The sequence below is a fragment of the Achromobacter sp. genome (assembly GCF_050285565.1).
GTDB lineage: Bacteria > Pseudomonadota > Gammaproteobacteria > Burkholderiales > Burkholderiaceae_B > Achromobacter.
In genome coordinates this window covers 509,627-533,502 of record NZ_JBLZXG010000001.1, presented here as the reverse complement: position 1 = coordinate 533,502, position 23,876 = coordinate 509,627, and the positions used below count along the sequence as shown (strand labels likewise).

Here is a 23,876-nt window from a genome sequence, read left to right as displayed (position 1 = left end):
CCATAACGAGTTTTGGCTAGGAGACATCATGGCCCTCGAAACCCCTGGCTGCCCTGCGGCCAACGCGCTACCGCCGCTGGCGTCGCGCTTTCTGAAAGTGGATGAACTGCCCTGGAAACCCACGCAGGTCGAAGGCATCGACATGAAGGTGCTGATGCAGGACAAGGAATCCGGCCTGCTGACCGCCCTGTTCCGCTGGCAGCCCGGCACCGAGCTGCCGCTGCATGAGCACGTCGAGGTCGAGCAGACCTACGTGCTGGAGGGCTCGATCGTCGACGCCGAAGGCGAAGTGCGCGCCGGCGACTACGTCTGGCGCCCGCGCGGCAACCGCCACGTGGCGCGCGCCCCGCACGGCGCGCTGGTGCTGAGCTTTTTCCTCAAACCGAACCTGTTCATCGACGCCTACGCCGGCCAGACGCTGGAATAGACGCGCCCCCGGCAAGACCCGCGCGACCGCCCGGCACAGGGCGGCGCGCCAAGACACAAGCCCCCAAGGAGACAAAACCATGAAGACCCGTTTCAAGCTTTGCCTGGCCGCATGCGCGCTGGGCGCCGTATCGCTGTCGGCCCAGGCCCAGGTCTCGGACGACGTCGTCAAGATCGGCGTGCTGGGTGACCAGTCTGGCATGATGGCCGACCTGTCCGGCAAGTTCGGCGTCGAGGCCGTGAAGATGGCCGTCGAGGATTTCGGCGGCACCGTGCTCGGCAAACCGATAGAGGTGGTATCGGCCGACCATCAGAACAAGGTGGACATCGGCGTCTCCATCGCCCGCCGCTGGTACGAGAACGACAAAGTCGACCTGATCCTGGACGTGCCCAACTCCGCCATTGCATTGGCGGTACAGGACCTGACCCGCCAGATGAAGCGCGTGGTGATCTTCACCAGCGCCGGTTCGGCCGACCTGACCGGCAAGGCCTGCTCGCCCAACGGCATGCACTGGACCTACGACACCTATGCCTACGCCACTGGCGTGGCCAGCGGCGTCATGGAGGACGGCGGCAAGAGCTGGTTCTTCATCACCTCCGACTACGCCTTCGGCCATTCGCTCGAACGCGACGCCATGGCGGTGGTCAAGGCCAAGGGCGGCCAGGTGGTCGGCAGCGTGCGCCACCCCATCGCCAGCGCCGACTTCTCGTCGTTCCTGCTGCAGGCGCAGGCCTCCAAGGCGCAGGTGATCGGCCTGGCCAACGGCAGCGGCGACACCATCAACAGCATCAAGCAGGCGTTCGAATTCGGCATCATGGGCAGCAAGCAGCGCGTGGCGGCGCTCTTCATGAGCATCGTCGACGTGCGCAGCGTGGGGCTGGAATACGCGCAGGGGTTGAACCTGGTGGAGCCGTTCTACTGGGACCAGGACGACAAGGCGCGGCAGTGGTCCGAGCGCTACTTCAAGCGCACCGGCCGCATGCCGTCGATGGTGCAGGCCAGCAACTACAGCGCCACAATGCACTACCTGAACGCCGTCAAGGCGGCCGGCAGCGACAATTCGGAAGTGGTGATCAAGAAGATGCACGACACGCCGATCAACGATTTCATGACCGAGAACGGCCGCATCCGCGAGGATGGCCGCGTGATGCGCGACCTGTACCTGTTCCAGGTGAAAAAGCCGTCGGAATCGAAGCGCGACTGGGACTACTACAAGCTGGTGCGCAAGATCCCCGCCGAACAGGCGTTCCGCCCCCTGGATCAGGGCGGCTGCGCGCTGGTGAAGCGATGAACGGCGGCCCGCTCGGACTGCTGGCCGGCAAGCGGGCCGTCGTCACGGGGGGCGCCAACCCCCGCGGCATCGGCGCCGCCATCGTCGCGCAATTCCTGGCCCAAGGCGCCAGCGTCGCCGTGCTGGACCGCGATTATCCGGAAACGGACGGCGCCGTGCTGGCCGGCGGCCGCCTCAACCTGCATTGCGATGTCTCCAGCACCGCATCCTGCGAACAGGCCGTCGGCCTGGCGGCGCGGGCGCTGGGTGGCATCGACGTGCTGGTGAACAACGCCGGCATCGTCGCCGCCACCCGCATCTGGGACCTGCCCGAGGACGAATTCCGCCGCATGCTGGACGTCAACCTGACCGGCACCTACAACGTCACCCGCGCCGCCCTGCCGCGCCTGCTGGAAAGCGATCGCCGGCCGGCCATCGTCAACCTGGGCTCGACCGCGGCGCTGCGCGGCGGCGGTCTGCTGGGCGGCTCGCACTACGCCGCGTCCAAGGGCGGGGTGATCAGTTTCACCAAGGCGCTGGCGCGCGAACTGGGTCCGCGCGGGGTGCGCGCCAACTGCGTCGCGCCGGGCATCATCGAGACCGACATGACGCTCGGCAAATTCGGCGAAAATTGGGCACAAGAACTCAAACAGGGCATTCCGCTGCAACGCTTCGGCTCCCCGGCCGAAGTGGCGCAGGCCATTCTGTTCCTGGCCTCGGATCTGTCCTCCTACTCAACCGGCATCGTGGTCGACGTCAACGGCGGCTTCCACATTCACTAGGCACGTCAGCAGCAATGAGCACTCCCGATCGCATGTTGTCCATCCTCGACCTGTTCCGCGACGACACCACCGCCGCGTTCCAGGAGGACGTCATGGCGCATCTGGAGTGCTCGCGCGCCACCGCCTACCGCTATCTCAAATCGCTGACCGAGAGCGGCCTGCTGGCGCCCACCGCGGGCGGCGCCTACGTGCTGGGATCTCGCATCATCGAACTCGACCGGCACCTGCGCCAACACGATCCGCTGATGCGCGCGGCGCGCGAGGTGATGCGCGCCGCCGGCGACGAACTCAACGCCAACCTGATGCTGTGCAGCTATTACGGCGACAAGGTCATGTGCGTGGATCGCTACTGGACCGACCATTCGATCGAGTCCAGCTATGCGCGCGGCCGCCCCTTCCCGATGTTCCGCGGCGCCACGGCCAAGCCCATCCTGGCCAACCTGCCGCCCTACCAACTGCGCAACCTGATGCTGTGGCATGCCAGCGAGATCCGCGAGGCCGGGCTGGGCGAAGACTGGGATGCCTTCCGCGCCAACCTCAAGCAGTTGCGCGCGGCCGGCGTGTGCGTGTCGCACGGCGAGGTCGATCCGGGATTGATGGGGATCGGCTCGGCGATCTTCACGCCGGACCAGAAGGTGGTGGGCAGCCTGGTGTTCATCGCCGCCGAGGCGCGCACCTCGCCCAAGCGGCTGGCACTGCTGCAGGAACGCATCCAGGCCGCGGCGGCGCAGGTCACGCAGAATCTGCAGAACCTGCAAGACAACGGCGCGGCGGCGATCGGCATCATGCCGTCGCGGCCGCGCCGCCAGAAAGCGCCCGCCGGTGCGTCACCGGCGCGGCGCGGCAAGGCCTGATCAGGCCTTGTTGTAGCGCTCGGCGCTCTTGACGATTTCCTCGTGGGCGGCGTCGACGCCCTTCCAGCCCTTGACCTTGACCCACTTGCCCTTTTCCAGGTCCTTGTAGTGCTCGAAGAAGTGCTGGATGCGGGCCGTGTCTTCGGCCGGCAGGTCTTCGTACGACTTGATGTTGCGGTACGGGGGATACAGCTTTTCGATCGGCACGGCCAGCAGCTTGGCATCGCCGCCCGACTCGTCATCCATTTCCAGCACGCCGATGGCGCGGCAGCGCACCACGGCGCCGATCTGGATCGGGAACGGGGTCAGCACCAGCACGTCGGCGGGGTCGCCGTCTTCCGACAGCGTTTGCGGGATGTAGCCGTAGTTGCACGGGTAGTGCATGGCCGTCAGCATGAAGCGGTCGACGAAGATCGCGCCCGATTCCTTGTCGACCTCGTACTTCACCGGGTCGGCGTTCATGGGGATCTCGATGATGACATTGAAGTCTTCCGGCAGCTTCTTGCCGGGGGACACGCGGTCATAACTCATGATTGAACCTTGTCAGACTGAAAAGAGGATCAAAGCGAACCGTCGTCCTTGAACGGCGGCTTGGTGGTGGGTACCGGCACGGCGGCCGGCTTGGGCGTGGCCGCCGTGGCGGGCGTGGCCGGCGACGAATAGGTCGGCACCGGATTGTCGAACGCCGCGGCCGGAATCGGCGCGCTGTCGAAATACTCGTCGATGTCGGACGTTCCGCCCACGACCGGCGCGTCTTCGGGCGCCAGCGCCCGGGCCTGCTGCTCCTTGCTGACGCGGGCATCCGGATCCAGCACGTAGTCGGCGGCCGACGCGGCCACGGCCGGTGGCAAGGCGGGATAGTCGCCGCCGATCTCGGCATCGCCATCGGACAGGCCCACCGCATAGCCGCCCTCGGCGTCCAGGTGGTAGGGATCCGAGCCGGTATCCGCGGCCGGCAGCGCCGCGTCGGCGGCCAGCACCGGCAGCGCCATGCTGGCCGCCGTCGCCAGGCGCCAGTGGCGCACGGCATCGGCCGGACGGTCGAGGCGATCGTACAGGCTGCCCAGCAGCGCATGCGTCTGCGCGTCGCCACGGCGCGACAGGCTGCGCAGCAGATAGCGTTCGGCCTGGCCCCACAACTGGCCGTTCAGGCACAGCATGCCCAGCGCGGTCAGCAGGTCGGGATCGGTCGGGCGTTGTTGCAGCCAGGTCTCGGCCTTGGCCAGACGGCGCGACACCTGCGCGGCATCGCAGCGGGCGTAGGCAGCCACCAGCGCGGGATTGAACTTCACGGCAATGGCGGCCTCGAGCACCTTGGCCGCCTCGTTGGCCTCGCCCGCCGCCTCGAAGGCGGCGGCGCCGGCCAGCGCGATTTCGGGCAACAGCCGTTCCTCGGCCTTGAGGTCCTTCCAGATGGCGCGCCAGGCGTCGCTGGCGGCGCCCGCGCGCAGGCGCGCGGCGCCCGCCGCGTCGATCAGGTGATCGCCCTCGCTGCGGGCCAGGGCGTTGCGACGCAACAGCCCGCGAGCCAGCGTGAAGACCTGTTCATCGTGATGCAGCGCCGTGTGTGCGCGCAGCAGCAAGCGCATGGTGTGCAGATGGCGCGCGCCGCCATCTGCCAGCGGCGCCAGCACCGCCAGGGCGCGTTCGGCGCGGCCCTGGTCCAGCAGCATGTCGGCCGAGACTGTCGCGGTGGCTTCGACCAGGCCGGGGTCGGTGCCGGCCTGTTCCTGGGCGGTCGCCAGCAGGCGGTCGCGGCGATCGAATTCGCCCAGGCCATGCGCCGCCCGCGCGGCCGACAGCGCGGCCAGCACGCGGCGGGTCTGCACCTTGGTCTGTTCGAGCAGACGGGTCAGGTCTTTCTCGGCATGCGAATAGCGGCCTTCGAGCAGACCGATCCAGCCGCGCTCGAGCAGTTCGTGATCACGCGCCTGGGCGCGCTTGCCGCGCCAGGCCCGCACACGATCGGGAATGGCCAGCAGCCAGGCCAGCAGACGCAGGCCAACGTACAGCACCACGAAGGCCGCCACGATCAGCAGCACGGCCAGCGTCAGCGACATCGAGATGCGCCACGGCCACACCAGCAGCAGCACGTTGCCGGAATGGGAACGCAGCACCACCGCCAGGGCGACGGCGATGACGGCGAGCAGCAGAGTCCAGAACCAGGTACGCATGGGCCTTAGTCCTGGTCGCTGGTCTTGAAGCCGGCGGCGCGCAAGGCGGCCACGGCATTCAGGCTGTCGGACACATCGGGCATGCGCACGGCGATGTCGGTCTGCGCCAGTTCGCGGGCCAGGCTCTGGGCCGCGACGGTGTCGGGGGAACGGTTGTCGAAATACTTGGCCAGCGTGGTGCCAACGTTGTCGAGCTCACTCTTCCAGACGGCGGGCTGGCGCATCAGCATGGCGAGCTGCACGGTCAGGAGGCGCTGGCGCAGCGTGCCACGCACCTGGTCGGCCTGCTCCGGCGACAACAGCAGCGCGGCGGGCTCGTCCACGCGCTGGATGGTGATCAGGCCGCCCAGCTCATGGGCCAGGGCCGAACCGGCACGGCCAGGCCAGGAGGCCACTTCCGCGCGCCAGCGTTGCCACCAGGGCGCGTCGGCCGGCAGCGCCGCCTGCGGATCGGCCGCCACCGGCGCGGGCGCGGCGGGACGGGCCTCGCCGGCCGGGGCGATGCCGGGCGCGGCGGCGTCCGGCACCAGCAGCGGCGCCTTGCCGATCAGCGCGGTCAGGCGTTCGATGCGGGCCGATTGGGCGGGAATGTCGACGGTGGACACCGCGCGCAGGCGGTCCAGGTCGCCGTTGATGGCTTGCTGCAGGCTGGAAAAACGCGGGCGGTCGGCGCGAGCCAGGCGCGCTTGGGCCGTTTCCAGCGCGACGATGGCATTGGAGACGTTGCCCGCCAGCCGCAGTTGCTGGCTGCCGATCGTCAGCAGGCGCTCGACGTCGTTGGCCAGCAGCTCGTCGCTGGCGCTGTCGTTGAAGTTCTGCCAGGCCTGTTGCAGGGCGCTGTACTGGCTCTGGGTCTCGCGCACGCTTTCTTCGAGGTCGGCCAGGCGCCCGGCCTGGGCTTGCGCCAGGGCCAGGGCTTCGCGCGTGTCCTTGCGCGCTTGCGCCACGTCGGCCGTCAGCGTCTCCAGGCGCGAGGCGACCTCGCGCCCGGCTGCGACGAACTGGGTGCGTTGCTGCCACAGGGCATAGCCCAGGCCGGCGGCAAGCAGGATGACGATGATGAGCGCGGTGACCAGCGGGCCACTGCCGCGCTTGGCCGGACGGGCCTTGACGGAATCGGCCGGGGCCGATGCGGGCGCGCTGGCACCCGGGGCGGCCGGATGAACGGCCGGATCGGTAGCGGGAGTCTTGTCTGTCATGACGCGATTGTATTCGGTGTCCGTCCGAAGCAACGAATCAAGCAGCAACAAAAGCCTGGAAAATCGACTCGTCGTTGGGCAGGCAGATTTTTACCATTGCTTGCGCGGCCATGTCAGGCGCGGGTTGCGGCAGGCGCCGGGCCAGCGAAGGATGGGTCAGCACGAAGCCGCAGCGGCTCCACCAGTCGCTCAAGCCGGCCGCCCGCAAGTGGTCGCGCACCGCATCGGCGCCTTCGCCGCTGGTGATGAGCCAGGTGGCGGCAACCCCCTGCGCGGCCCAGCGCCGCAGGGGCGCCAGAGCGGATTCGTCCCATTGCGCGGGGTGGCGCGCGTAGGCCGCGTGACGTGTCACCGCCACGCCATGGGCCTGCAACTGGTCGCCCAGCCAGTCCCGGCCCTGCGTGCCCCGCACCAGCAAGACCCGGGCCGGCAGCCGCGGCAAGCCCCGCAGCACCTCCCAGAGCGCCTCCGAATCGTGGCTGGCGGCCTGGTCGCCCGGATGCAGGACTGTTGTATTCGCGCCAAAAGCCGGCAGCTCGCGCAGGCCCGCGGCGCTGGCCGGGCCAACGGTGGCGGCGATCACACCCGCCGGCCAGGCCGCCGGCCCATCCGCCCGCGCCAGTTGGTCGAGATAGACCCTCGCGGCGTTGCCGCTGACGAACACCACCAGGTCGTAGTCCGCCGGCCGCGGCAGATCCGCCGCGGCGAGGGTCAGGGGTTGGATATCGAGCGCCGGCAGGATACAAGGCGTCCAGCCAGCCCCGCGCAGGCGGTCGGCCAGCGCCTCATTGCGGCCGGCGGGCCGCGTCAGCACGGCCACGCGGGGCGCTTGGGCGGCGGCCCCGTCCATCACTCGGGCGCGGAATCTTGCAACAGTTCGTCGAGAATGGCCTGGGCGCCGGCCTCGAACAGCTCGGCGGCCACCGCCTCGCCGATCGCCTGCGCCTGGGCCACCGGGCCGCTGCGGGTGGCGCGCAGCATGCGCGTGCCATCGGGCGAAGCCACCAGCGCCCGCAGGCTCAGGCTGGCGCCATCGATTTCGGCATAGGCCGCCAACGGCACCTGACAGGAACCGCCCAGCCGGCGCGACACCGCGCGTTCAGCCAGCGAGATCGAGGCGGCATCGGCGTCGTTCAGCGGCGCCAGCCAGCCACGCAGGTCATCGCGGTCATCGCGGATCTCGAGGGTGAGCGCGCCCTGCCCGGCCGCCGGTAGGCACTCCACCGGGTCGAGCAGGCCACGGATACGATCGGCCAGACCCAGCCGTTTCAGGCCGGCGGCAGCCAGCACGATGGCGTCGTATTCGTCGCGGTCGAGCTTGGCCAGGCGGGTGTCGAGGTTGCCACGCAACGGCTTGACCGCCAGTTGCGGAAAGCGCGCGCGGATCTGCGACTCGCGCCGCAGGCTGGAGGTACCGACGACGGCGCCGGCCGGCAGCTCGGCCAGCGTGGCGTAGCGATTGGAGACGAAGGCATCGCGCGGATCGGCGCGATCGAGGACGGCGCACAACTCGAACGGCGCCTGCAGATCGACCGGCATGTCTTTCAGGCAATGCACGGCCAGATCGGCACGGCCGTCGAGCAAGGCGTTTTCGAGTTCCTTGACGAAGAGGCCCTTGCCGCCCACCTTGGAAAGGGTGCGGTCGAGGATCTGGTCGCCGCGGGTCGTCAGGGTGAGGAGTTCAACCGCGCACGCCGGATACAGCGTGCGCAGCCGATCGCGCACATGCTCGGCCTGCCACAAGGCAAGCCGGCTGGCGCGGGTCGCGATGACCAAGCGTTGCGGTAGCGACACGTCGCGCCATCAAACGAAGTTGGAGACGATGACCGTCGCCACGACCCCGAGGATGGCCAGCACGAACAGGCCCTGCAGGAGGCTCAGGCCTGATTCGGTTTGCTGGGGATCGGCGGATCTACGCAGACTCATGTACGGATTCCTTGGTGGCGGTTTTGCGGCTTGCCAGCCACCGTCCAAGGACAACAACGAGCAAGGCGCCGAAGATTTCTACGCCGATTTTAACCGCAGTGGGCTGGACGCCGAATTGACTTTCGACAAACACGTCCGTGACCAGCATGCCGCCCGCGATCCAGCCCAGCAGCGCCGCGCCAAAAGTCACCACCAGGGGGTAGCGGTCGATCAGCTTCAGGACCAGCGTGCTGCCCCAGATGATGATGGGCACGCTCACGACCAGGCCGAAGATCACCAGACCGATCTGATGGTCGGCGTGGGCATTCTGGGCCGCGCCGGCAATGGCGATGACGTTGTCCAGGCTCATCACGAAGTCGGCGATGATGATGGTCTTGATGGCGCTGATGATGGACGTCCCGCCCTTCACGTTGCCATGGGCGTCGTCCTCGGGAATCAATAGCTTGACGCCGATCCACACCAGCAGCGCGCCGCCCACCACCTTCAGGAACGGGATCGACAGCAGGGTCAGCGCGAACGCGATCAGGACCACGCGCAGCAGGATGGCGCCGGCGGTGCCCCACAGGATGCCCTGCATGCGCTGCTTGGGCTCCAGGTTGCGGCACGCCAGCGCGATCACCACCGCGTTGTCGCCGCCGAGCAGGATGTCGATGAGGATGATCTGGAATACCGCTGCCCAACTCAGCGTCTGGAAAAACTCAAGCAATTTGAACCCCCGAAGGCATTTATCAAAATAAAAGCCGGCCCCGTGCCGGCCAGCCCGCCGCGCGCCAGGCAGGCGGCGGGCTACTTCAAAACAACTTATTATTGTAGTTCAGCTTTCAGTCAGCTTTCTGGCGCAGCAGCAAAACTTTACCGATCGCCAGCACCAGCACCGCGCCCAGGGCCCCGGTCATGAGGGCAAAGCTGTGCTGCGTCACGCCCAGCGCCGCGTCGATGCGCGCCACCGGTTCCTGCAAGGCCGGATCGCCCACCAGCAATTCGCCAGCGATAAAGCCCAGCAGCGCCGCGCCCACCCAGACGATGAGCGGAAAGCGCTCGATAACCTTGAGCAGCAGCGTACTGCCGAAAATGACCAGCGGGATACTGATCGCCAGACCCAGCACCAGCAGGGTCGTGTCGCCCATCGCCGCGGCGGCCACGGCCACCACGTTGTCCAGGCTCATGACCAGGTCGGCGATCATGATCGTGCGGATCGCGGTCAGCAGATTGCCATGGTGCTTGCCGCCCCCCTCTTCCTCGCCTTCCGGCAACAGCAGCGTCACGCCGATGTAGACCAGCAGCAGCGCGCCGATGAGCTTGAGCCACGGCAGCATCAGCAGCTTGGCGGCGACCAGCGTCAGCACGATACGCATGATGATCGCGGCGGCCGAGCCGATCACGATCGCTTTTTTTTGCTGCGCCGGCGGCAGCGAGCGCGCCGCCAGCGCAATGACCACGGCGTTGTCGCCCGATAGCAGAATGTTGACCCAAATGATCTGGAGCAACGCTAACCAGAATGCCGCTGAACTGAGTTCCATACCTCTCTTTCCTAGGACGTGATCCCCCTAGGACAAACCAAATGAATGGGTGGAAAAGACAAAAAGACGTACTGACCGTCTTGGTGCGAGCCCGACGGCATTCTTGCTGGGTACGTGCAGAATTTCTTTCATTATAGTTTCGTTCAGCTTTCCGTATGTTTCACCGGTCGCGTCATGGACGCGGGATTTCCCTAAGCGCGAACGAAAAAAGGCCCGCCGAAGCGGGCCTTTTTCATGCGCACGACCTTACAGCACCGACTTGAGCAGCTTGCCCATTTCGGAGGGGTTGCGCGTGGTGCGGATGCCGCAGGCTTCCATGACTTCCAGCTTGGCGTCGGCGGTGTCGGCGCCGCCCGAGATCAGCGCGCCAGCGTGGCCCATGCGCTTTCCGGGAGGAGCGGTGACACCGGCGATGAAGCCGACGACCGGCTTCTTCATGTTGTCCTTGGCCCACTGAGCGGCGTTGACTTCGTCCGGGCCACCGATTTCGCCGATCATGATGACGGCATCGGTGTCGGGATCGTCATTGAACATCTTCAGGACGTCGACGTGCTTGAGGCCGTTGATGGGGTCGCCACCGATGCCAACGGCGCTGGATTGACCCAGGCCCAGCTCGGTGACTTGCGCCACGGCTTCGTACGTCAGGGTGCCCGAGCGGCTGACGATGCCGATGCGGCCCTTGCGGTGGATGTGACCGGGCATGATGCCGATCTTGATTTCGTCCGGGGTGATCAGGCCGGGGCAGTTCGGGCCCAGCAGCAGCGTCTTGCTGCCCTTGGCCTTCATGCGGTTCTTGACTTCCAGCATGTCGCGGACGGGGATGCCTTCGGTGATGCAAATCACCAGATCCAGCTCGGCCTCGACGGCTTCCCAGATGGCGGCGGCGGCGCCGGCGGGCGGCACGTAGATGACCGACACGGTGGCGCCGGTGTCGGCCTTGGCGTCCTTGACCGACGCGAAGATCGGCACGCCTTCAAAGTCCTCACCGGCCTTCTTGGGGTTCACGCCGGCCACGAAGGCGGCCTTGCCGTTGGCGTACTCGCGGCACATGCGAGTGTGGAACTGACCGGTCTTGCCCGTGATGCCCTGGGTGATGACCTTGGTGTCCTTGTTGATCAGAATCGACATTTGTGAATCCTTGGATTTTCTTTGTACCGCCGGGCCGCCCCAAGGTGCAAAGCGCCCCCTTGGGGGGCAGCAAGCCACGAAGGGGCGCGGCGTGGGGGCATATATTTACTTGACGGCGGCGACGACGCGGGTGGCGGCTTCGGCCATCGTGTCGGCGCTGATGATCGGCAGGCCCGACTCGGCCAGCATCTTCTTGCCGAGTTCTTCGTTGGTGCCCTTCATGCGCACGACCAGCGGCACGTTCAGGTTGACGGCCTTGCAAGCGGCGATCACGCCTTCGGCGATGACGTCGCAGCGCATGATGCCGCCGAAGATGTTGACCAGGATGGCCTTCACGCTCTTGTTCTTGAGCATGATCTTGAAGGCTTCCGTGACCTTCTCGGCCGTGGCGCCGCCGCCGACGTCCAGGAAGTTGGCCGGCTCGCCGCCGAACAGCTTGATGGTGTCCATGGTGGCCATGGCCAGGCCGGCGCCGTTGACCAGGCAGCCGATGTTGCCGTCGAGCTGGATGTAGGCCAGGTCGAACTTCGAGGCTTCGATTTCAGCCGGATCTTCTTCGTCCAGGTCGCGGTAGGCGACGATTTCCGGGTGGCGGAACAGGGCGTTGGAGTCGAAGTTGAACTTGGCGTCCAGGGCGATGATGTTGCCCTTGCTGTCGCGGTTCAGGGGGTTGATTTCGACCAGCGAGGCGTCGGTGTCCATGTAGCACTTGTAGAGCTTCTGGAACACGTCAACGGCCTGGGCGGTCGAGTCGGCGGGCAGGCCGATCGCGTTGGCGATCTTGGTGGCTTGCTCGGCGGAAAGGCCAACCAGCGGGTCGATGTATTCGGTGATGATCTTTTCGGGCGTGGAGTGAGCCACTTCCTCGATGTCCATGCCGCCTTCGCTGGAAGCGATGAAAGCGACATTCTGCGTGGCGCGGTCGGTGACCAGCGACACGTAGTATTCCTTCTGGATGTCGGCGCCGTCTTCGATGTACAGGCGGCGGACCTTCTGGCCTTCGGGGCCGGTCTGGTGCGTGATCAGCTGCATGCCCAGGATTTCCGAGGCCAGCTTGCGCACGTCGTCCAGCGAGCGGGCCAGCTTCACGCCGCCGCCCTTGCCGCGGCCACCCGCGTGGATTTGTGCCTTGACGACCCAAACCGGTCCACCCAGCTTTTCAGCGGCAGCCACGGCCTCGTCGACGGAAAGAGCGGGGATCCCGCGCGGCACCGGGATGCCAAATTGCTTCAGCAGTTCCTTGCCTTGATACTCGTGGATTTTCATGTGTTACCTGTCAGGACGTATGAGAAAGAGAAGGTGAATCGGAGGTCGAATCGGCCGATGCCTCAGCGCTGCCCCCGGTGTACCACTTGGGATAGTGCTCAGCCACCACCGGGCCGTCGGTGCTCAGCGCATGACAGCCGTCCAGTTGGAATGGACGCCGGTTCGGGTTGCTTTCCTGCCGCCGGCGGTTGGCCATGGTCTGCACCGCCGCGGTGGGAAGCACCTGCGACAGTTCGGTCATGTGCGTACAGCCCTCGACATGGCCGAAGCGCTCCTTGACCTGGCGGCGGAACCCCTTGAGCAGGTTCATGCCGATCAGGTCAGCGTAGGCGGATTCGATGGCCATGCAATGCTCGCCGTAAGGCGCGGCATCATAGACGGCCTGCGCCGCCACGATGGTGAAATCGCCATCGATGGTGATGCGCAGGTGCATATGGTGGATGGGTTGCCCCGCCTTGAACATCTCGCCGTCGCGCTTGGGGAAATCGTACGCCTTGACGTCGATGAGTTCGGCCTCCAGGTCCCAGTTGCCGTCATCGCGCGCATACGACTGCACGCGTATGGAACGCGTGTGCAGCGGCTGGCGAGGACAATCCGGCGGTGGCAAGGGCATGCTTGGGGCCTGCGGGGCAGAGACGGCCGGCGTATGGTGCGCGGCAACAAAACCTTCAAAGTATAGCGCAGCCCGCCCTGCCCCGACCGTCACAATGCGCGCCGCGCCAGCCCCGGCGGCGGGCGCGCCGCGCGTCCCCGGCTCAGCGCCGCGTCCACGGCGTGGCCGGGCTGCCGATCCAGGCCTGCCCGGCCGGAATGCTCTCGCCCTTGAGCACCAGGGTCAACGGCCCCAGCCGGGCGCCCTCCTCGACCCGGGTGTCGTACAGGATGGTGCTGCGCGGGCCGACATTGACGCCCTTGCCGATCCGCACCTGCCCGATTTTCATGACACGGTCTTCGAACAGGTGGGTCTGCGGACCCGACCAGGCATGCATGACCGCATCGTCCCCAATTGATACACAGTCGTACTCGGTGACGTCGGTGGTGTCCATGAACACGCCCTTGCCGATGCGCGCGCCCATGCAGCGCAGCGCCAGCGGCAGCCAGGGCGTGGCGCGCAGGAAATTGAAGAAATTGGGCACCGCGATCGATTCATACAGACTGGTGACGGCTTCGCTCTTCCAGACGAACGGCGTCCACATCGGTTCGGCGCGCGGCCGGTAGCGGCCGATCAGCAACCACTTGAGAAGCACCAGGAACAGGAAAGTGCCGACGCCGTACGCCACGCCGGCCAGCATCAGCTCGTCGAACGCCGCCACGAAACCGTCGCGCGCCGCGATCGGGATGACCTTCATCACCGTCAGGTAGCCCACCGCGATCACCACCGCCAGCGGCAGGATCATGCGCATCAACTCGACCGCGCCGCGCGCCACCTTGCGGCCCAGGCTGGGGCGAAAGGTGAGGTGCTCGGGAAAGCCCGCCGCCTGCTCGCGCGCCGGCAGCGCCAGCGGCGGGTTGCCTAGCCAGGTCTGGCCGCTGGCCATGCGGGCATTGGCCGGCGCCCGGCTCTGCACCCCGATCAGCACATCGTCGGGCAGCACCGAGCCGTCCGGCACATAGGCACCGTTGCCGACGAAGCTGCGGTTGCCGATGACGGTCGGCCGCATGGTCATCCAGCCGCGGTCGATCTCCTCGTCGCCCAGCATCACGCCGTCGGCGATGAAGCTGTCGCGGCCCAGTGTCAGCATGTCGGGCACGATGCCCATCGCGGTCGAGATCTCGGTGCCGGGCCCGACCTTGGCGCCCAGCAGCCGGTACCAGGTGCCGGCGTAGATCGACGCGTACAGGCCGTGCAGCACGCTCAGACTGGACTCCTGGATCTGGTTGGTCAGCCAGCGCCGCAGGTAGATCTGGCCATAGACCGGCCAGCGGCCGCTCGCCAGGCGCGGCAGCAGCGTCCAGCGCAACAGGGCGGACACCAGCACCGTCAGAAACAGCAGCAAGGCGCTGGCCGGCAGGGCCAGCAGCAGGTAGACCAGGAACGCGTAGGGCCAGGACACGCGCGCCCCCATCAGGTCGAGCCAGCGCGCGTCGATCCAGTCGATCAGCACGAAGCTCGGGAACACCGGCATGAAGAACAGCGCCGCGATCAGCGTGCCGCCGGCCGCGTAGGCCAGCACGTCCAGCCGCGCCCAGCGCCCTTCGCGCGCCGGCCGCTCGGGCAACTCGGGGGCGCGTGCCTGCGGATCATGCCGCGCCGGCGCGCCGGTCCAGATCTGGCCGGCCGGGATACGGGATCCGGCAGGCAGCGATGACAGGCCATCGAGCCGGCCGTCGGCCTCGATCACGACGTCGCCCTGCAGCACCGCGTAGGAACCGACATAGGCATTCTCGCCCAGCGTGATGGGCCGGACTTCCCAATGCGCACCGCGCACTTCGAAGTTTTCCAGGTTCACGGCGGCGCCGATGCTGGCCCCGTCGCCCACCGTCAGCAAGTCCGGGGCGCGCACCGAAATGCGACTGATGGCGGTATCGCGACCGATGCGCGCGCCTAGCGCCCGCAGGTACCAGGCCTGCAACGGCGACCCCGCCAGCAGGTGCGCCGGCGGAATATCGAAGATGCGGTCGACCAGCCACCAGCGGTAGAAAGTCCAGCCGTAGAGCGGGTAGCGGCCCGCCTTGAGCCGGCCCAGGATGCCCCATTTGCAGACCACCGCCACGCCGAAACTGAGCAGGTTGCAGGCCAGGTAGCTGGCGATCGACAGCGCCACCGCGCGCCACACCGAATCGCCCTCGTCGCCGGTGAAATAGTGATAGGTGAAGAACGGCGTCAGCCAGATCAGCATGCGCACGCCGATCAGTAGCGGCAGCACCGCCAGTTGCGCCAGGCCACAGGCCCAGCGGCGCCATTGCGGCACGCGCTCGATCGGCGCCTGCTGGACGGGCGCCGCCGCAGCCGCCGATTCGGCCGCCAGCGCGTCTAGCCGCGCCGCCAGCGCGCCCAGCACCGAATGCTGGTAGAGCTCGTGCATGGTCAGCGCCGAGAACTGCGGATGTTTGCGCAGCGAGGACACCAGCCGCGCCGCCAGCAGCGAATGGCCGCCCAGGTCACGGAAGAAATCGCTCGCCAGCCGCAGCGGCTGGCCCGGGAACAACGGCCGCAACGCCTCGAACAAGGCGTGTTCGGCAGGCGAGACCGGGGTGTCGTCCTCGCCGCTGGGCTCGGACGCGGTGGCCAGTTCGCGCGCCTTCAAGGCCTTGCGGTCGATCTTGCCCGAGGTCAGGCGCGGCACTTCGGCCACCAGCTCGAAGCGGGCCGGGATCATGTAGGCGGGCAACTCGGCCGCCAGCGCCGCGCGCAGCGCGTGCGGATCGAGCCGGGCATCGCCTTCCGGCGTCAGGAACGCCACCAGTTGATCGATGCCCGCCAGGTCGCGCAGCACCACGGCGGCCGCGCCGACGCCGGCCTGCCGGTACAGCGCGGCCTCGATCTCGCCCAGCTCGACACGGAAGCCCCGCACCTTGACCTGGTCGTCGCTGCGGCCCAGGCACTGGATCTGGCCGTTCTCGTCAATGCGCGCCAGGTCGCCGCTGCGGTACATGCGGGTGTCGTGCTCGCCGCTGGGGCGCGGATTGGCCAGGAACTTCTCGGCCGTCAGTTCCGGCCGCCCCAGATAGCCGCCAGCCACGCCGGGGCCGGTGATACAGAGTTCGCCGGTCTGGCCCTGCGGCAGCACCGCGCCATCCTCGCCGCGGATCAGCATGCCGTAGTTGGGCAGCGGCGTGCCGATGGTCACGGGCTGGCCCGGCAGCAGTTCGGCCAGGCTGGCCGACACGGTGGTCTCGGTCGGGCCGTAGGTGTTGAACAGGCGCCGGCCGGGCGTGGCCCAGCGCTGCACCAGGAACTCCGGGCACATCTCGCCGCCCAGGTTGACGATGCGCAGGCCCGGCACATCGCGCGCGAACAGCGCCAGCAGCGTCGGCACCGCGTGCAGCACCGTCACGCCCTCGCGCACCAGCGCATCGGGCAGGGCCTCGGGGTCGGTGGTCAGCATCTTGGGCGCCACCCACAAGCTGGCGCCCACCAGGTAGCTGATCCAGATTTCCTCGAACGACATGTCGAAGGCGACCGAGAACCCCTGGTAGACCTTGTCACCGTGGCGCACGCCGAGCACTTCGTTTTCGCTGCGCAGGAAATGACAGATGCTGGCCTGGCTGATCGGCACGCCCTTGGGCTTGCCGGTGGAGCCCGAGGTGTAGATCACGTAGGCGGGATGTTCGGGCGACAGACCGACCCGGCGGCGCAGGGTGCCCTCGACCGGCGCCGAAAGCTCCCAGGGCGTCCAGGTGGTCATGCCGTCCAGCCGCACCTCGCCCCCGGCCACCAGGCCGCGCGAACCGGCGTCCTGCAGGCAAACCAGCATGCGCTCGGGCGGCGTGTCGGACTCGAAGGGCAGCCAGGCGGCGCCGGCCTTGGCGATGGCGGCCTGCATCACCAGCAGTTCGTCGCCGCGCGGCAGGCACAGGCCGACGATATCGCCGGGCCGCACGCCGGCCTCGATCAGGTGATGCGCGGCCAGGTCGGCGCGGCGTCCGAGGTCTTCATAAGTCAGGGATTGATCCAGCCAATGAATGGCGATGGCGGTGGGATACCGCAGGATCGTGGCTTCCAGAATATCGGGCAGCGTTTCCGCTTGCAGCAGATCCGGCCGATAGGGGCCTTGGAGAATCATAGGTACGGCGACAATCCGGCAGAGGGGATGTTTGCCTATTGACCCACAAGGCGTGAATTCGTTCAAGCCCCGACGAAAAAAACCCCTGCGATGTGCATCCCGCACACAACACAGGGGTTCGCGGTTGGCGGCCCGCAGGGGCCCCCGCCCGGCCAGCCGCCGCGCTTCAGGCGGCTTCGCGCAGCGCGCGGGCGGCTTGCACCATGCCGATCAGCGCGGCTTCGGTTTCCGGCCAGGCACGGGTCTTCAGGCCGCAGTCCGGGTTCACCCACAGGCGCTCCTTGGGCAGGCGGGCAGCGGCCTTCCGCATCAAGCCGACCATCCAGTCCACTTCGGGCACATTGGGCGAGTGGATGTCATAGACGCCCGGGCCGATGTCGTTCGGGTAGCGGAAATCCTCGAAGGCCTTGAGCAGTTCCATGTTGGAGCGCGACGTCTCGATGGTGATCACGTCCGCATCCATGGCGGCGATCGACTCGATGATGTCGTTGAACTCCGAATAGCACATGTGCGTGTGGATCTGCGTCTCGTCGCGCACGCCGGCCGTCGACAGGCGGAAGCAGTCCACCGCCCAGTCCAGGTAGGCCTGCCAGTCGGCGCGGCGCAGGGGCAGCCCTTCGCGGATGGCCGGTTCGTCGATCTGAATGACATTGATGCCGGCGGCCTCCAGATCCACCACCTCGTCGCGCAAGGCCAGCGCCAGTTGGCGGCAGGTCTGTTCACGCGGCTGGTCGTCACGCACGAACGACCACTGCAGGATGGTGACCGGGCCGGTCAGCATGCCCTTGACCGGCTTGTCGGTCAGCGATTGGGCGTAGGAGGACCAGCCCACCGTCATCGGCGCGGGGCGAGCCACGTCACCGAAGATGATCGGCGGCTTGACGCAGCGCGAGCCGTAGCTCTGCACCCAGCCGTTCTTGGTGAAGGCAAAGCCGGCCAGCAGCTCGCCGAAATACTCCACCATGTCGTTGCGCTCGGGCTCGCCGTGCACCAGCACGTCCAGGCCGACTTTCTCCTGGAAGCGAATCACTTCCTCGATCTCTTTGCGGATCGCCGTCTCGTAGGCCGAGTCGGTCAGGGCGCCCGCCTTCCAGTCGCGGCGCAGCGCGCGGATCTCGGCGGTCTGCGGGAACGAGCCGATGGTGGTGGTCGGGAACGCCGGCAGGCCCAGTTCCTTCTGCTGGCGGGCGATGCGGCCAGCAAACGGGGCGCGCTCACGCGACACGCTGGCCGACGCGGCCATGCGCTGCGCCACCGCGGGATTGTGGATGCGGGCGGACGAGCGGCGGGCGGCCAGGGCGGCGCGCTGCTTGGCCAGGCCGTCCTGCACGCCGGGCGCGGTGGCGCCATCCAGCGCGCGGCCCAGCAGACTCAGTTCTTCCAGCTTCTGCGCGGCGAACGACAGCCAGCTCTTGAGCTCGGCGTCCAGCTCGGTTTCGTTGGCCAGGTCCACCGGCACGTGCAGCAGCGAGCACGACGGGGCCAGCCACAGGCGTTCGCCCAACTGTTGCTTGACCGGCGCCAGCGTGGCGATGGCGGCGTCCAGGTCGGTACGCCAGATGTTGCGGCCGTTGATCACGCCGGCGGACAGCACCTTGTCGGCGCCCAGGCCGGCCAGCACCTCGGACAGTTGCTCCGGGGCGCGCACCAGATCCACGTGCAGGCCGGCCACCGGCAGGCCCAGCGCCGTGTCCAGGTTGTCCTTCAAGCCGTCGAAGTAGGTGGCAACCAGCAGCTTGACCGGGCTGCCCGACAGCGTGGCGTAGACCTGCTTGAAGGCGTCGCGCCAGGCCTGCGGCAGATCCAGCACCAGGATCGGTTCGTCGATTTGCACCCATTGCACGCCCAGCTTGGCGCAACGGGCCAGCACTTCCTCGTACACCGGCACCAGGTTGGCCAGCAGTTGCAGCTTGGCCGCATCGGCCGCGCCGTCCGCGAAGGCGTCGCCCTTGCCCTGGAACAGCCAGGTCAGCGGCCCCGGGATCACCGGCTTGACGGCATGACCCAGCGCCTGGGCCTCCCGGATCTGCTCGAACAACGATTCACGGGCGATGCGGAAGGTCTGGCCCGGCACCAGTTCCGGCACGATGTAGTGGTAGTTGGTGTCGAACCATTTGGTCATTTCGCAAGCGGCGGCGGGCTTGCCGGACGGGGCACGGCCGCGGCCCATGCGGAACAGCGTGTCCAGCGAGACCGGTTCGTTGTCCTTCTGGCCGAAGCGCGCGGGCACGGCGCCCAGCAGCGTGGTCCATTCCAGGATCTGGTCGTACCAGGCGAAATCGCCCACGGGCACGAACTTGACGCCTGCGGCGGCCTGCACCTGCCAATGGCGGGCGCGCAACTCGCGGCCGGTCTGTTCCAGCGCTTCGCCGGTCTGCTTGCCTGCCCAGTAGGCTTCGACCGCGCGCTTCAGTTCGCGCTGGGCACCAATGCGGGGGAACCCCAAATTATGAATCGTAGTCATGGAAATCCCGTCATGAGACAAATTCTGTTCAAGTGCCAGCTATTCTGAGGCCAAAGCAAAATGAATCAAAATCAATGTCTACATTCATAAGATGAAAAAATCTCATACAATACCCGCTCACTCCCCGGTGGCCGGCAACGCTGGCCACCGGAGCGCCGCGTCCTTCTCACCGTCATCGCCCCATGCTGGAAATCCGCCATCTCGAAACGCTGACCGCCATCCGTGAAGGCGGCAGCCTGCAGGAAGCCGCCGAGCGCCTGCACCTGACCCAGTCGGCCCTGTCGCACCAGTTGCGCGACCTGGAGACCCGGCTGGGCACGCCGCTGCTAAACCGCCGTACCCGCCCGGCCCGCCTGACCACCGCCGGCCTGCGGGTGCTGGCGCTGGCCGACGAAGTCCTGCCGCGCATGCGCGCCACCGAGCGGGAACTGCAACGGCTGGCCGCGGGCCGCACCGGCCGCTTGCACCTGGCTATTGACTGCCATTCCTGCTTCCAGTGGCTGATGCCGGCGCTCGACGCCTTTCGCGCGCAATGGCCAGACGTGGCGCTGGATCTGTCGGCGGCGTTTTCCTTCGCGCCCCTGCCGGCGCTGGTGCGTGGCGACCTCGACCTGGTGATCACTTCCGATCCGCAACCGCTGGACGCGGTCGAGTACCTGCCGCTGTTCAAGTACGAGCTGGTGCTGGCCGTGTCCGAATCGAATCCGCTGGCCGGCAGTAAGTTCATCATGCCGGAGCAGTTGGCCGACCAGACACTGATCACCTATCCGGTCGACAAGCAGCGCCTGGACGTCTTCACGGCGTTCCTGGATCCCGCCGACGTCGAGCCAGCCGCCATCCGCAAGGCCGAGCTGACCCCCATCATTGCCCAGCTGGTGGCCAGCAACCGCGGCGTGGCCGCCCTGCCCAACTGGGCGCTGACCGAATACATGAACCAGGGCTGGCTGCGCCAGTGCCGCCTCGGGCCGCAAGGCGTGTGGCGCACCTTGTACGCGACCGTGCGCAGCGAGGACACCGACGCGTCATACATCGACGAGTTCCTGACGCTCACCCGCGATGTCTGCTTCAAGACGCTGAGCGGCATCAAATCGGTGAAATAAAGGAATGGGCGTTGGCGGCGCGGAGCGCGACGCGCTGACTGCCCTCGCCGCGTGGCACGCTCAGTCGTCGTCGCCCGCGCCCAGGATGCGGCGGATGACGTCATGCGCGAAGCCGCGGCTGGCCAGGAAGCGGGCCTGCTTGGCATAGGCGGCGCGATCCTCGGGTTTGGCGCCGAAACGCTTCTGCCAGACCTCGAACGCACGCTGGTGCTCGGTGGCGCGCAATTGCTCGCGCAATTCGGACACCTGGACGTCGTCCACGCCGTGCTGGCGCAATTCCTGCACGATGCGCGCCGCCCCCTGGCGCGAGGCGCGCCGATGCACCAGGCTTTGCGCGAAGCGCTCGGTCGACAGCCATCCCTCTTTTTCCAGCGCATCCAGCACGCGCTCGACTTCGTCCGCGTCTTCGGCATGGGGCGCGAGCTTGCGCGCCAATTCGTCCCGGGCGTGCTCGCGGCGCGACAGATAACCGACCGCGCGCATCTTCAGCGACGGCCCCTTGGGCGGCGTGCGCGGCGTGCCTTCGGACGCCGGCGCACCCTCGCCGCCCTCTTTGCCGCGCCGGCCACGCCCGCCGGCCGCGCGCCGTTCGGAACTGCGCTGCCACTGCGACGCCGGCGCACCGGCTTGCTCCGGCGCCGCGCCATCCAGATCGTGGTCGGACGCGGCGCGGGATTCAGCCGCCCGCCGCAGGTCCGACGTGCGGCGCAAGCCTTCGGGCTTGGCCACGGTCTCGAATTCATCGTCCAGCCTGGCGCGCAGGCGGTCGGCGGACGTGACGGGCGGTTTCCAGCTCATGCGTTTGCTCCATGTGCCAGCGGCAGGCCTCCCGGGACGGGAGCCTGCCGCGGGCGGCCGGGCTGGCCAGCCCGGGACGATACGGTGACGGGGTTACTCGTCGCTGTCGTCTTCGGCAGTGGGCACGAATTCCGCGGCGCGGCTGACGATGCCCTGGTTTTCGCGGACCCGGTTCTCGATCTCGATCGCCAGTTCCTTGTGTTCCTTCAGGTATTCGCGGACGTTGTCCTTGCCCTGGCCGATGCGGTTGCCGTTGTAGCTGTACCACGCGCCGGACTTGTCCACCACGTTGGCGGCCACGCCCAGGTCGATGATTTCGCCTTCGCGCGAGATGCCGGTGCCGTACATGATGTCGAACTCGGCCTGCTTGAACGGCGGCGCGACCTTGTTCTTGACCACCTTGACGCGGGTTTCGTTGCCGACCACTTCGTCGCCCTTCTTGATCGAGCCGATGCGGCGGATGTCCAGGCGCACCGAAGCGTAGAACTTGAGCGCGTTGCCGCCGGTGGTGGTTTCGGGGTTGCCGAACATCACGCCGATCTTCATGCGGATCTGGTTGATGAAGATGACCATGCAGTTGGTCTTCTTGATGGTGGCGGTCAGCTTGCGCAGCGCCTGGCTCATCAGGCGGGCCTGCAGGCCGGGCAGCGAATCGCCCATTTCGCCTTCGATTTCGGCCTTGGGCACCAGCGCGGCCACCGAGTCGACGACGATCAGGTCGACCGAACCCGAGCGCACCAGCGCGTCGGTGATTTCCAGCGCCTGCTCGCCCGTGTCCGGCTGCGAGATCAAGAGGTCGGCCAGGTTGACGCCCAGCTTGGACGCGTATTGGACATCCAGCGCGTGTTCCGCGTCGACGAAGGCGCAGGTGCCGCCCAGCTTTTGCATTTCGGCGACGACCTGCAGCGTGAGGGTGGTCTTGCCCGACGATTCCGGACCGTAGATTTCGACGACACGGCCGCGCGGCAAGCCGCCGACGCCCAGCGCGATATCCAGACCGAGCGAACCCGTGGAAACCACCTGGATGTCATGCGAGACCTCGTTGTCGCCGTAGCGCATGATCGAGCCCTTGCCGAACTGCTTTTCGATCTGCGAGAGCGCGGCGGCCAGCGCCTTGGCTTTTTCCGCAGCGGCGGCCTTGGTGGTTTTGTCGTCCATGTAGTGTCCTGTCGGGTCTGTAACGTATCGGGTATCGAGTATCGCGGCGCGGCGCGTGAAGGTCAGCGCGCGGGTTGTCGCAAGGGGGTGATCGAGACGGTTGATCGGAAAGCGATAGCGCAGATTATGGCATCGGATTGTACTGTACAAAAAAACAGTGTGCCACAGTTTTCCACGTATACCCTGAGTGGGCAAGCCCGGTGCCGTATGCCAGAATCGGGGAAAAAACGGGCGCTATGTCCCCATTGCGCCTCCCCGGCCCGCCGCCCCGGTTCCGCCCAGGGCGGCATGCGCACGCCGTCCAGCGCGGCGTGCTTCACCTTCTTTCGACTGCCCATGCGCATCCTGATCGCCGAAGACGACAGCATCCTGGCCGACGGCCTGTCACGCTCGTTGCGCCACAACGGCTATGCGGTGGATGCCGTGCGCGACGGCCTGGCCGCCGATTCGGCGCTGGCGGCCCAGGCCTTCGACCTGCTCATCCTGGATCTCGGCCTGCCGCAACTGGCCGGCCTGGAAGTGCTGCGCCGGTTGCGGGCCCGCAATTCCGCCCTGCCCGTCCTGATCCTGACCGCCGCCGACAGCATCGAGCAGCGCGTCAAGGGCCTGGATCTGGGCGCCGACGACTACATGGCCAAACCCTTCGCGTTGTCCGAGCTGGAGGCGCGCGTGCGTGCCCTGACCCGCCGCGGCGCCGGCGGCGGCGCCACGCTGCTCAAGCACGGGCGGCTGGTGTTCGACCAGACCGGGCGCGTGGCCATGGTCGATGACCAGACGCTGGATCTGTCGGCGCGCGAGGTCAGCCTGCTGGAAATCCTGCTCACGCGCAGCGGCCGCATGGTCAGCAAGACCCAACTGGTCGACCACCTGTGCGAATGGGGCGAGGAAGTCAGCACCAACGCCATCGAGGTCTACGTGCACCGCTTGCGCAAGAAACTCGAACCCAGCGGCGTGAAGATCGTGACGGTGCGCGGCCTGGGCTATTGCCTCGAACGGGATCAGGGTGCGGCCTACCTCGCAAGCTGAACCGCCCCAGCCGGAGACGCTCAACCAGGAAGCGCTGGATGTGATGCAGGCCGGGGC

General features: G+C 67.3%; 21 protein-coding genes. 6 read left to right on the top strand and 15 right to left on the bottom strand.

Going from position 1 to position 23,876, the window contains the following annotated elements; genetic code table 11:
* Window positions 1-28: 28 nt before the first annotated feature.
* The 4 genes from ACN6O8_RS02325 to ACN6O8_RS02310 all read left to right on the top strand — a co-directional run bounded on the left by ACN6O8_RS02325 (window position 29) and on the right by ACN6O8_RS02310 (window position 3,333).
* Window positions 29-427, top strand: a complete 399-nt coding sequence (locus ACN6O8_RS02325) for a cupin domain-containing protein (protein ID WP_049072486.1) — start codon at window positions 29-31, stop codon at window positions 425-427.
* A gap of 79 nt (window positions 428-506) precedes the next feature.
* Window positions 507-1,718 (top strand): ABC transporter substrate-binding protein, encoded by a 1,212-nt coding sequence (locus ACN6O8_RS02320; protein ID WP_427989450.1) that lies wholly within the window; start codon window positions 507-509, stop codon window positions 1,716-1,718.
* Complete coding sequence (locus tag ACN6O8_RS02315) at window positions 1,715-2,479, top strand: SDR family NAD(P)-dependent oxidoreductase (protein ID WP_427989449.1); 765 nt, start codon at window positions 1,715-1,717, stop codon at window positions 2,477-2,479. The genes ACN6O8_RS02320 and ACN6O8_RS02315 overlap by 4 nt, the downstream gene beginning before the upstream one ends.
* A 14-nt stretch (window positions 2,480-2,493) precedes the next feature.
* Window positions 2,494-3,333 (top strand): IclR family transcriptional regulator, encoded by an 840-nt coding sequence (locus ACN6O8_RS02310; RefSeq protein WP_427989448.1) that lies wholly within the window; start codon window positions 2,494-2,496, stop codon window positions 3,331-3,333.
* On the opposite strand, the gene ppa is transcribed toward ACN6O8_RS02310, so the two are convergent.
* From ppa to metE, 13 genes are all read right to left on the bottom strand, one after another.
* On the bottom strand, window positions 3,334-3,864 hold the full coding sequence (ppa, locus tag ACN6O8_RS02305; protein ID WP_054433335.1) for an inorganic diphosphatase: 531 nt from the start codon (window positions 3,862-3,864) through the stop codon (window positions 3,334-3,336).
* A gap of 29 nt (window positions 3,865-3,893) precedes the next feature.
* Entirely contained in the window at window positions 3,894-5,507 is a 1,614-nt protein-coding gene (locus ACN6O8_RS02300; protein WP_427989447.1) for a heme biosynthesis HemY N-terminal domain-containing protein, read from the bottom strand.
* Window positions 5,508-5,512: 5 nt separating this feature from the next.
* Complete coding sequence (locus ACN6O8_RS02295) at window positions 5,513-6,706, bottom strand: uroporphyrinogen-III C-methyltransferase (protein WP_427989446.1); 1,194 nt, start codon at window positions 6,704-6,706, stop codon at window positions 5,513-5,515.
* A 37-nt stretch (window positions 6,707-6,743) separates the two neighbouring features.
* Window positions 6,744-7,556 carry a uroporphyrinogen-III synthase gene (locus ACN6O8_RS02290; protein ID WP_427989445.1) on the bottom strand — a complete coding sequence of 271 codons (813 nt, stop codon included), beginning with the start codon at window positions 7,554-7,556 and terminating at the stop codon, window positions 6,744-6,746.
* On the bottom strand, window positions 7,556-8,500 hold the full coding sequence (hemC, locus tag ACN6O8_RS02285; RefSeq protein WP_427989444.1) for a hydroxymethylbilane synthase: 945 nt from the start codon (window positions 8,498-8,500) through the stop codon (window positions 7,556-7,558). Before hemC ends, ACN6O8_RS02290 begins: the two co-directional genes overlap by 1 nt.
* A gap of 9 nt (window positions 8,501-8,509) precedes the next feature.
* Window positions 8,510-8,632: a hypothetical protein gene (locus ACN6O8_RS02280; protein ID WP_049072475.1), complete on the bottom strand. Its 123-nt coding sequence runs from the start codon at window positions 8,630-8,632 to the stop codon at window positions 8,510-8,512.
* On the bottom strand, window positions 8,619-9,338 hold the full coding sequence (locus ACN6O8_RS02275) for a TerC family protein (protein WP_427989443.1): 720 nt from the start codon (window positions 9,336-9,338) through the stop codon (window positions 8,619-8,621). Before ACN6O8_RS02275 ends, ACN6O8_RS02280 begins: the two co-directional genes overlap by 14 nt.
* Before the next feature lie 115 nt (window positions 9,339-9,453).
* A complete protein-coding gene (locus ACN6O8_RS02270; RefSeq protein WP_427989442.1) occupies window positions 9,454-10,152 on the bottom strand; it encodes a TerC family protein in 699 nt (232 codons plus the stop codon).
* Between the two features lie 246 nt (window positions 10,153-10,398).
* Complete coding sequence (gene sucD / locus ACN6O8_RS02265) at window positions 10,399-11,280, bottom strand: succinate--CoA ligase subunit alpha (protein ID WP_006388410.1); 882 nt, start codon at window positions 11,278-11,280, stop codon at window positions 10,399-10,401.
* A 105-nt stretch (window positions 11,281-11,385) separates the two neighbouring features.
* Window positions 11,386-12,546 (bottom strand): ADP-forming succinate--CoA ligase subunit beta, encoded by a 1,161-nt coding sequence (gene sucC, locus ACN6O8_RS02260; RefSeq protein WP_427989441.1) that lies wholly within the window; start codon window positions 12,544-12,546, stop codon window positions 11,386-11,388.
* A gap of 10 nt (window positions 12,547-12,556) precedes the next feature.
* On the bottom strand, window positions 12,557-13,159 hold the full coding sequence (locus tag ACN6O8_RS02255; protein WP_006388408.1) for a DUF2889 domain-containing protein: 603 nt from the start codon (window positions 13,157-13,159) through the stop codon (window positions 12,557-12,559).
* A gap of 142 nt (window positions 13,160-13,301) precedes the next feature.
* On the bottom strand, window positions 13,302-17,273 hold the full coding sequence (locus ACN6O8_RS02250) for a Pls/PosA family non-ribosomal peptide synthetase (protein WP_427989440.1): 3,972 nt from the start codon (window positions 17,271-17,273) through the stop codon (window positions 13,302-13,304).
* Window positions 17,274-17,439: 166 nt separating this feature from the next.
* Entirely contained in the window at window positions 17,440-19,737 is a 2,298-nt protein-coding gene (gene metE / locus ACN6O8_RS02245; RefSeq protein WP_427989439.1) for a 5-methyltetrahydropteroyltriglutamate--homocysteine S-methyltransferase, read from the bottom strand.
* 182 nt (window positions 19,738-19,919) lie between these two features.
* Between metE and ACN6O8_RS02240 the strand changes: the two genes are divergently transcribed.
* Window positions 19,920-20,837 (top strand): LysR substrate-binding domain-containing protein, encoded by a 918-nt coding sequence (locus ACN6O8_RS02240; protein WP_427989438.1) that lies wholly within the window; start codon window positions 19,920-19,922, stop codon window positions 20,835-20,837.
* A gap of 60 nt (window positions 20,838-20,897) precedes the next feature.
* Here ACN6O8_RS02240 and recX read toward each other — a convergent pair whose 3' ends face one another.
* Window positions 20,898-21,635, bottom strand: a complete 738-nt coding sequence (recX, locus tag ACN6O8_RS02235) for a recombination regulator RecX (RefSeq protein ID WP_427989437.1) — start codon at window positions 21,633-21,635, stop codon at window positions 20,898-20,900.
* 93 nt (window positions 21,636-21,728) lie between these two features.
* Window positions 21,729-22,793, bottom strand: a complete 1,065-nt coding sequence (gene recA, locus ACN6O8_RS02230) for a recombinase RecA (protein ID WP_427989436.1) — start codon at window positions 22,791-22,793, stop codon at window positions 21,729-21,731.
* A 336-nt stretch (window positions 22,794-23,129) separates the two neighbouring features.
* On the opposite strand from recA, the gene ACN6O8_RS02225 reads away from it, so the two are divergent.
* Entirely contained in the window at window positions 23,130-23,819 is a 690-nt protein-coding gene (locus ACN6O8_RS02225; RefSeq protein WP_006393745.1) for a response regulator transcription factor, read from the top strand.
* Window positions 23,820-23,876 lie beyond the last annotated feature (57 nt).

Excerpts from the sequence above, each read along its gene's own strand:
- ACN6O8_RS02325 (WP_049072486.1), top strand. The coding sequence starts at position 29 with ATGGCCCTCGAAACCCCTGGCTGCCCTGCGGCCAACGCGCTACCGCCG.
- ACN6O8_RS02320 (WP_427989450.1), top strand. The coding sequence starts at position 507 with ATGAAGACCCGTTTCAAGCTTTGCCTGGCCGCATGCGCGCTGGGCGCC.
- ACN6O8_RS02315 (WP_427989449.1), top strand. The coding sequence starts at position 1,715 with ATGAACGGCGGCCCGCTCGGACTGCTGGCCGGCAAGCGGGCCGTCGTC.
- ACN6O8_RS02310 (WP_427989448.1), top strand. The coding sequence starts at position 2,494 with ATGAGCACTCCCGATCGCATGTTGTCCATCCTCGACCTGTTCCGCGAC.
- ppa (WP_054433335.1), bottom strand. The coding sequence starts at position 3,864 with ATGAGTTATGACCGCGTGTCCCCCGGCAAGAAGCTGCCGGAAGACTTC.
- ACN6O8_RS02300 (WP_427989447.1), bottom strand. The coding sequence starts at position 5,507 with ATGCGTACCTGGTTCTGGACTCTGCTGCTCGCCGTCATCGCCGTCGCC.
- ACN6O8_RS02295 (WP_427989446.1), bottom strand. The coding sequence starts at position 6,706 with ATGACAGACAAGACTCCCGCTACCGATCCGGCCGTTCATCCGGCCGCC.
- ACN6O8_RS02290 (WP_427989445.1), bottom strand. The coding sequence starts at position 7,556 with ATGGACGGGGCCGCCGCCCAAGCGCCCCGCGTGGCCGTGCTGACGCGG.
- ACN6O8_RS02280 (WP_049072475.1), bottom strand. The coding sequence starts at position 8,632 with ATGAGTCTGCGTAGATCCGCCGATCCCCAGCAAACCGAATCAGGCCTG.
- ACN6O8_RS02270 (WP_427989442.1), bottom strand. The coding sequence starts at position 10,152 with ATGGAACTCAGTTCAGCGGCATTCTGGTTAGCGTTGCTCCAGATCATT.
- sucD (WP_006388410.1), bottom strand. The coding sequence starts at position 11,280 with ATGTCGATTCTGATCAACAAGGACACCAAGGTCATCACCCAGGGCATC.
- sucC (WP_427989441.1), bottom strand. The coding sequence starts at position 12,546 with ATGAAAATCCACGAGTATCAAGGCAAGGAACTGCTGAAGCAATTTGGC.
- ACN6O8_RS02255 (WP_006388408.1), bottom strand. The coding sequence starts at position 13,159 with ATGCCCTTGCCACCGCCGGATTGTCCTCGCCAGCCGCTGCACACGCGT.
- ACN6O8_RS02250 (WP_427989440.1), bottom strand. The coding sequence starts at position 17,273 with ATGATTCTCCAAGGCCCCTATCGGCCGGATCTGCTGCAAGCGGAAACG.
- metE (WP_427989439.1), bottom strand. The coding sequence starts at position 19,737 with ATGACTACGATTCATAATTTGGGGTTCCCCCGCATTGGTGCCCAGCGC.
- ACN6O8_RS02240 (WP_427989438.1), top strand. The coding sequence starts at position 19,920 with ATGCTGGAAATCCGCCATCTCGAAACGCTGACCGCCATCCGTGAAGGC.
- recX (WP_427989437.1), bottom strand. The coding sequence starts at position 21,635 with ATGAGCTGGAAACCGCCCGTCACGTCCGCCGACCGCCTGCGCGCCAGG.
- recA (WP_427989436.1), bottom strand. The coding sequence starts at position 22,793 with ATGGACGACAAAACCACCAAGGCCGCCGCTGCGGAAAAAGCCAAGGCG.
- ACN6O8_RS02225 (WP_006393745.1), top strand. The coding sequence starts at position 23,130 with ATGCGCATCCTGATCGCCGAAGACGACAGCATCCTGGCCGACGGCCTG.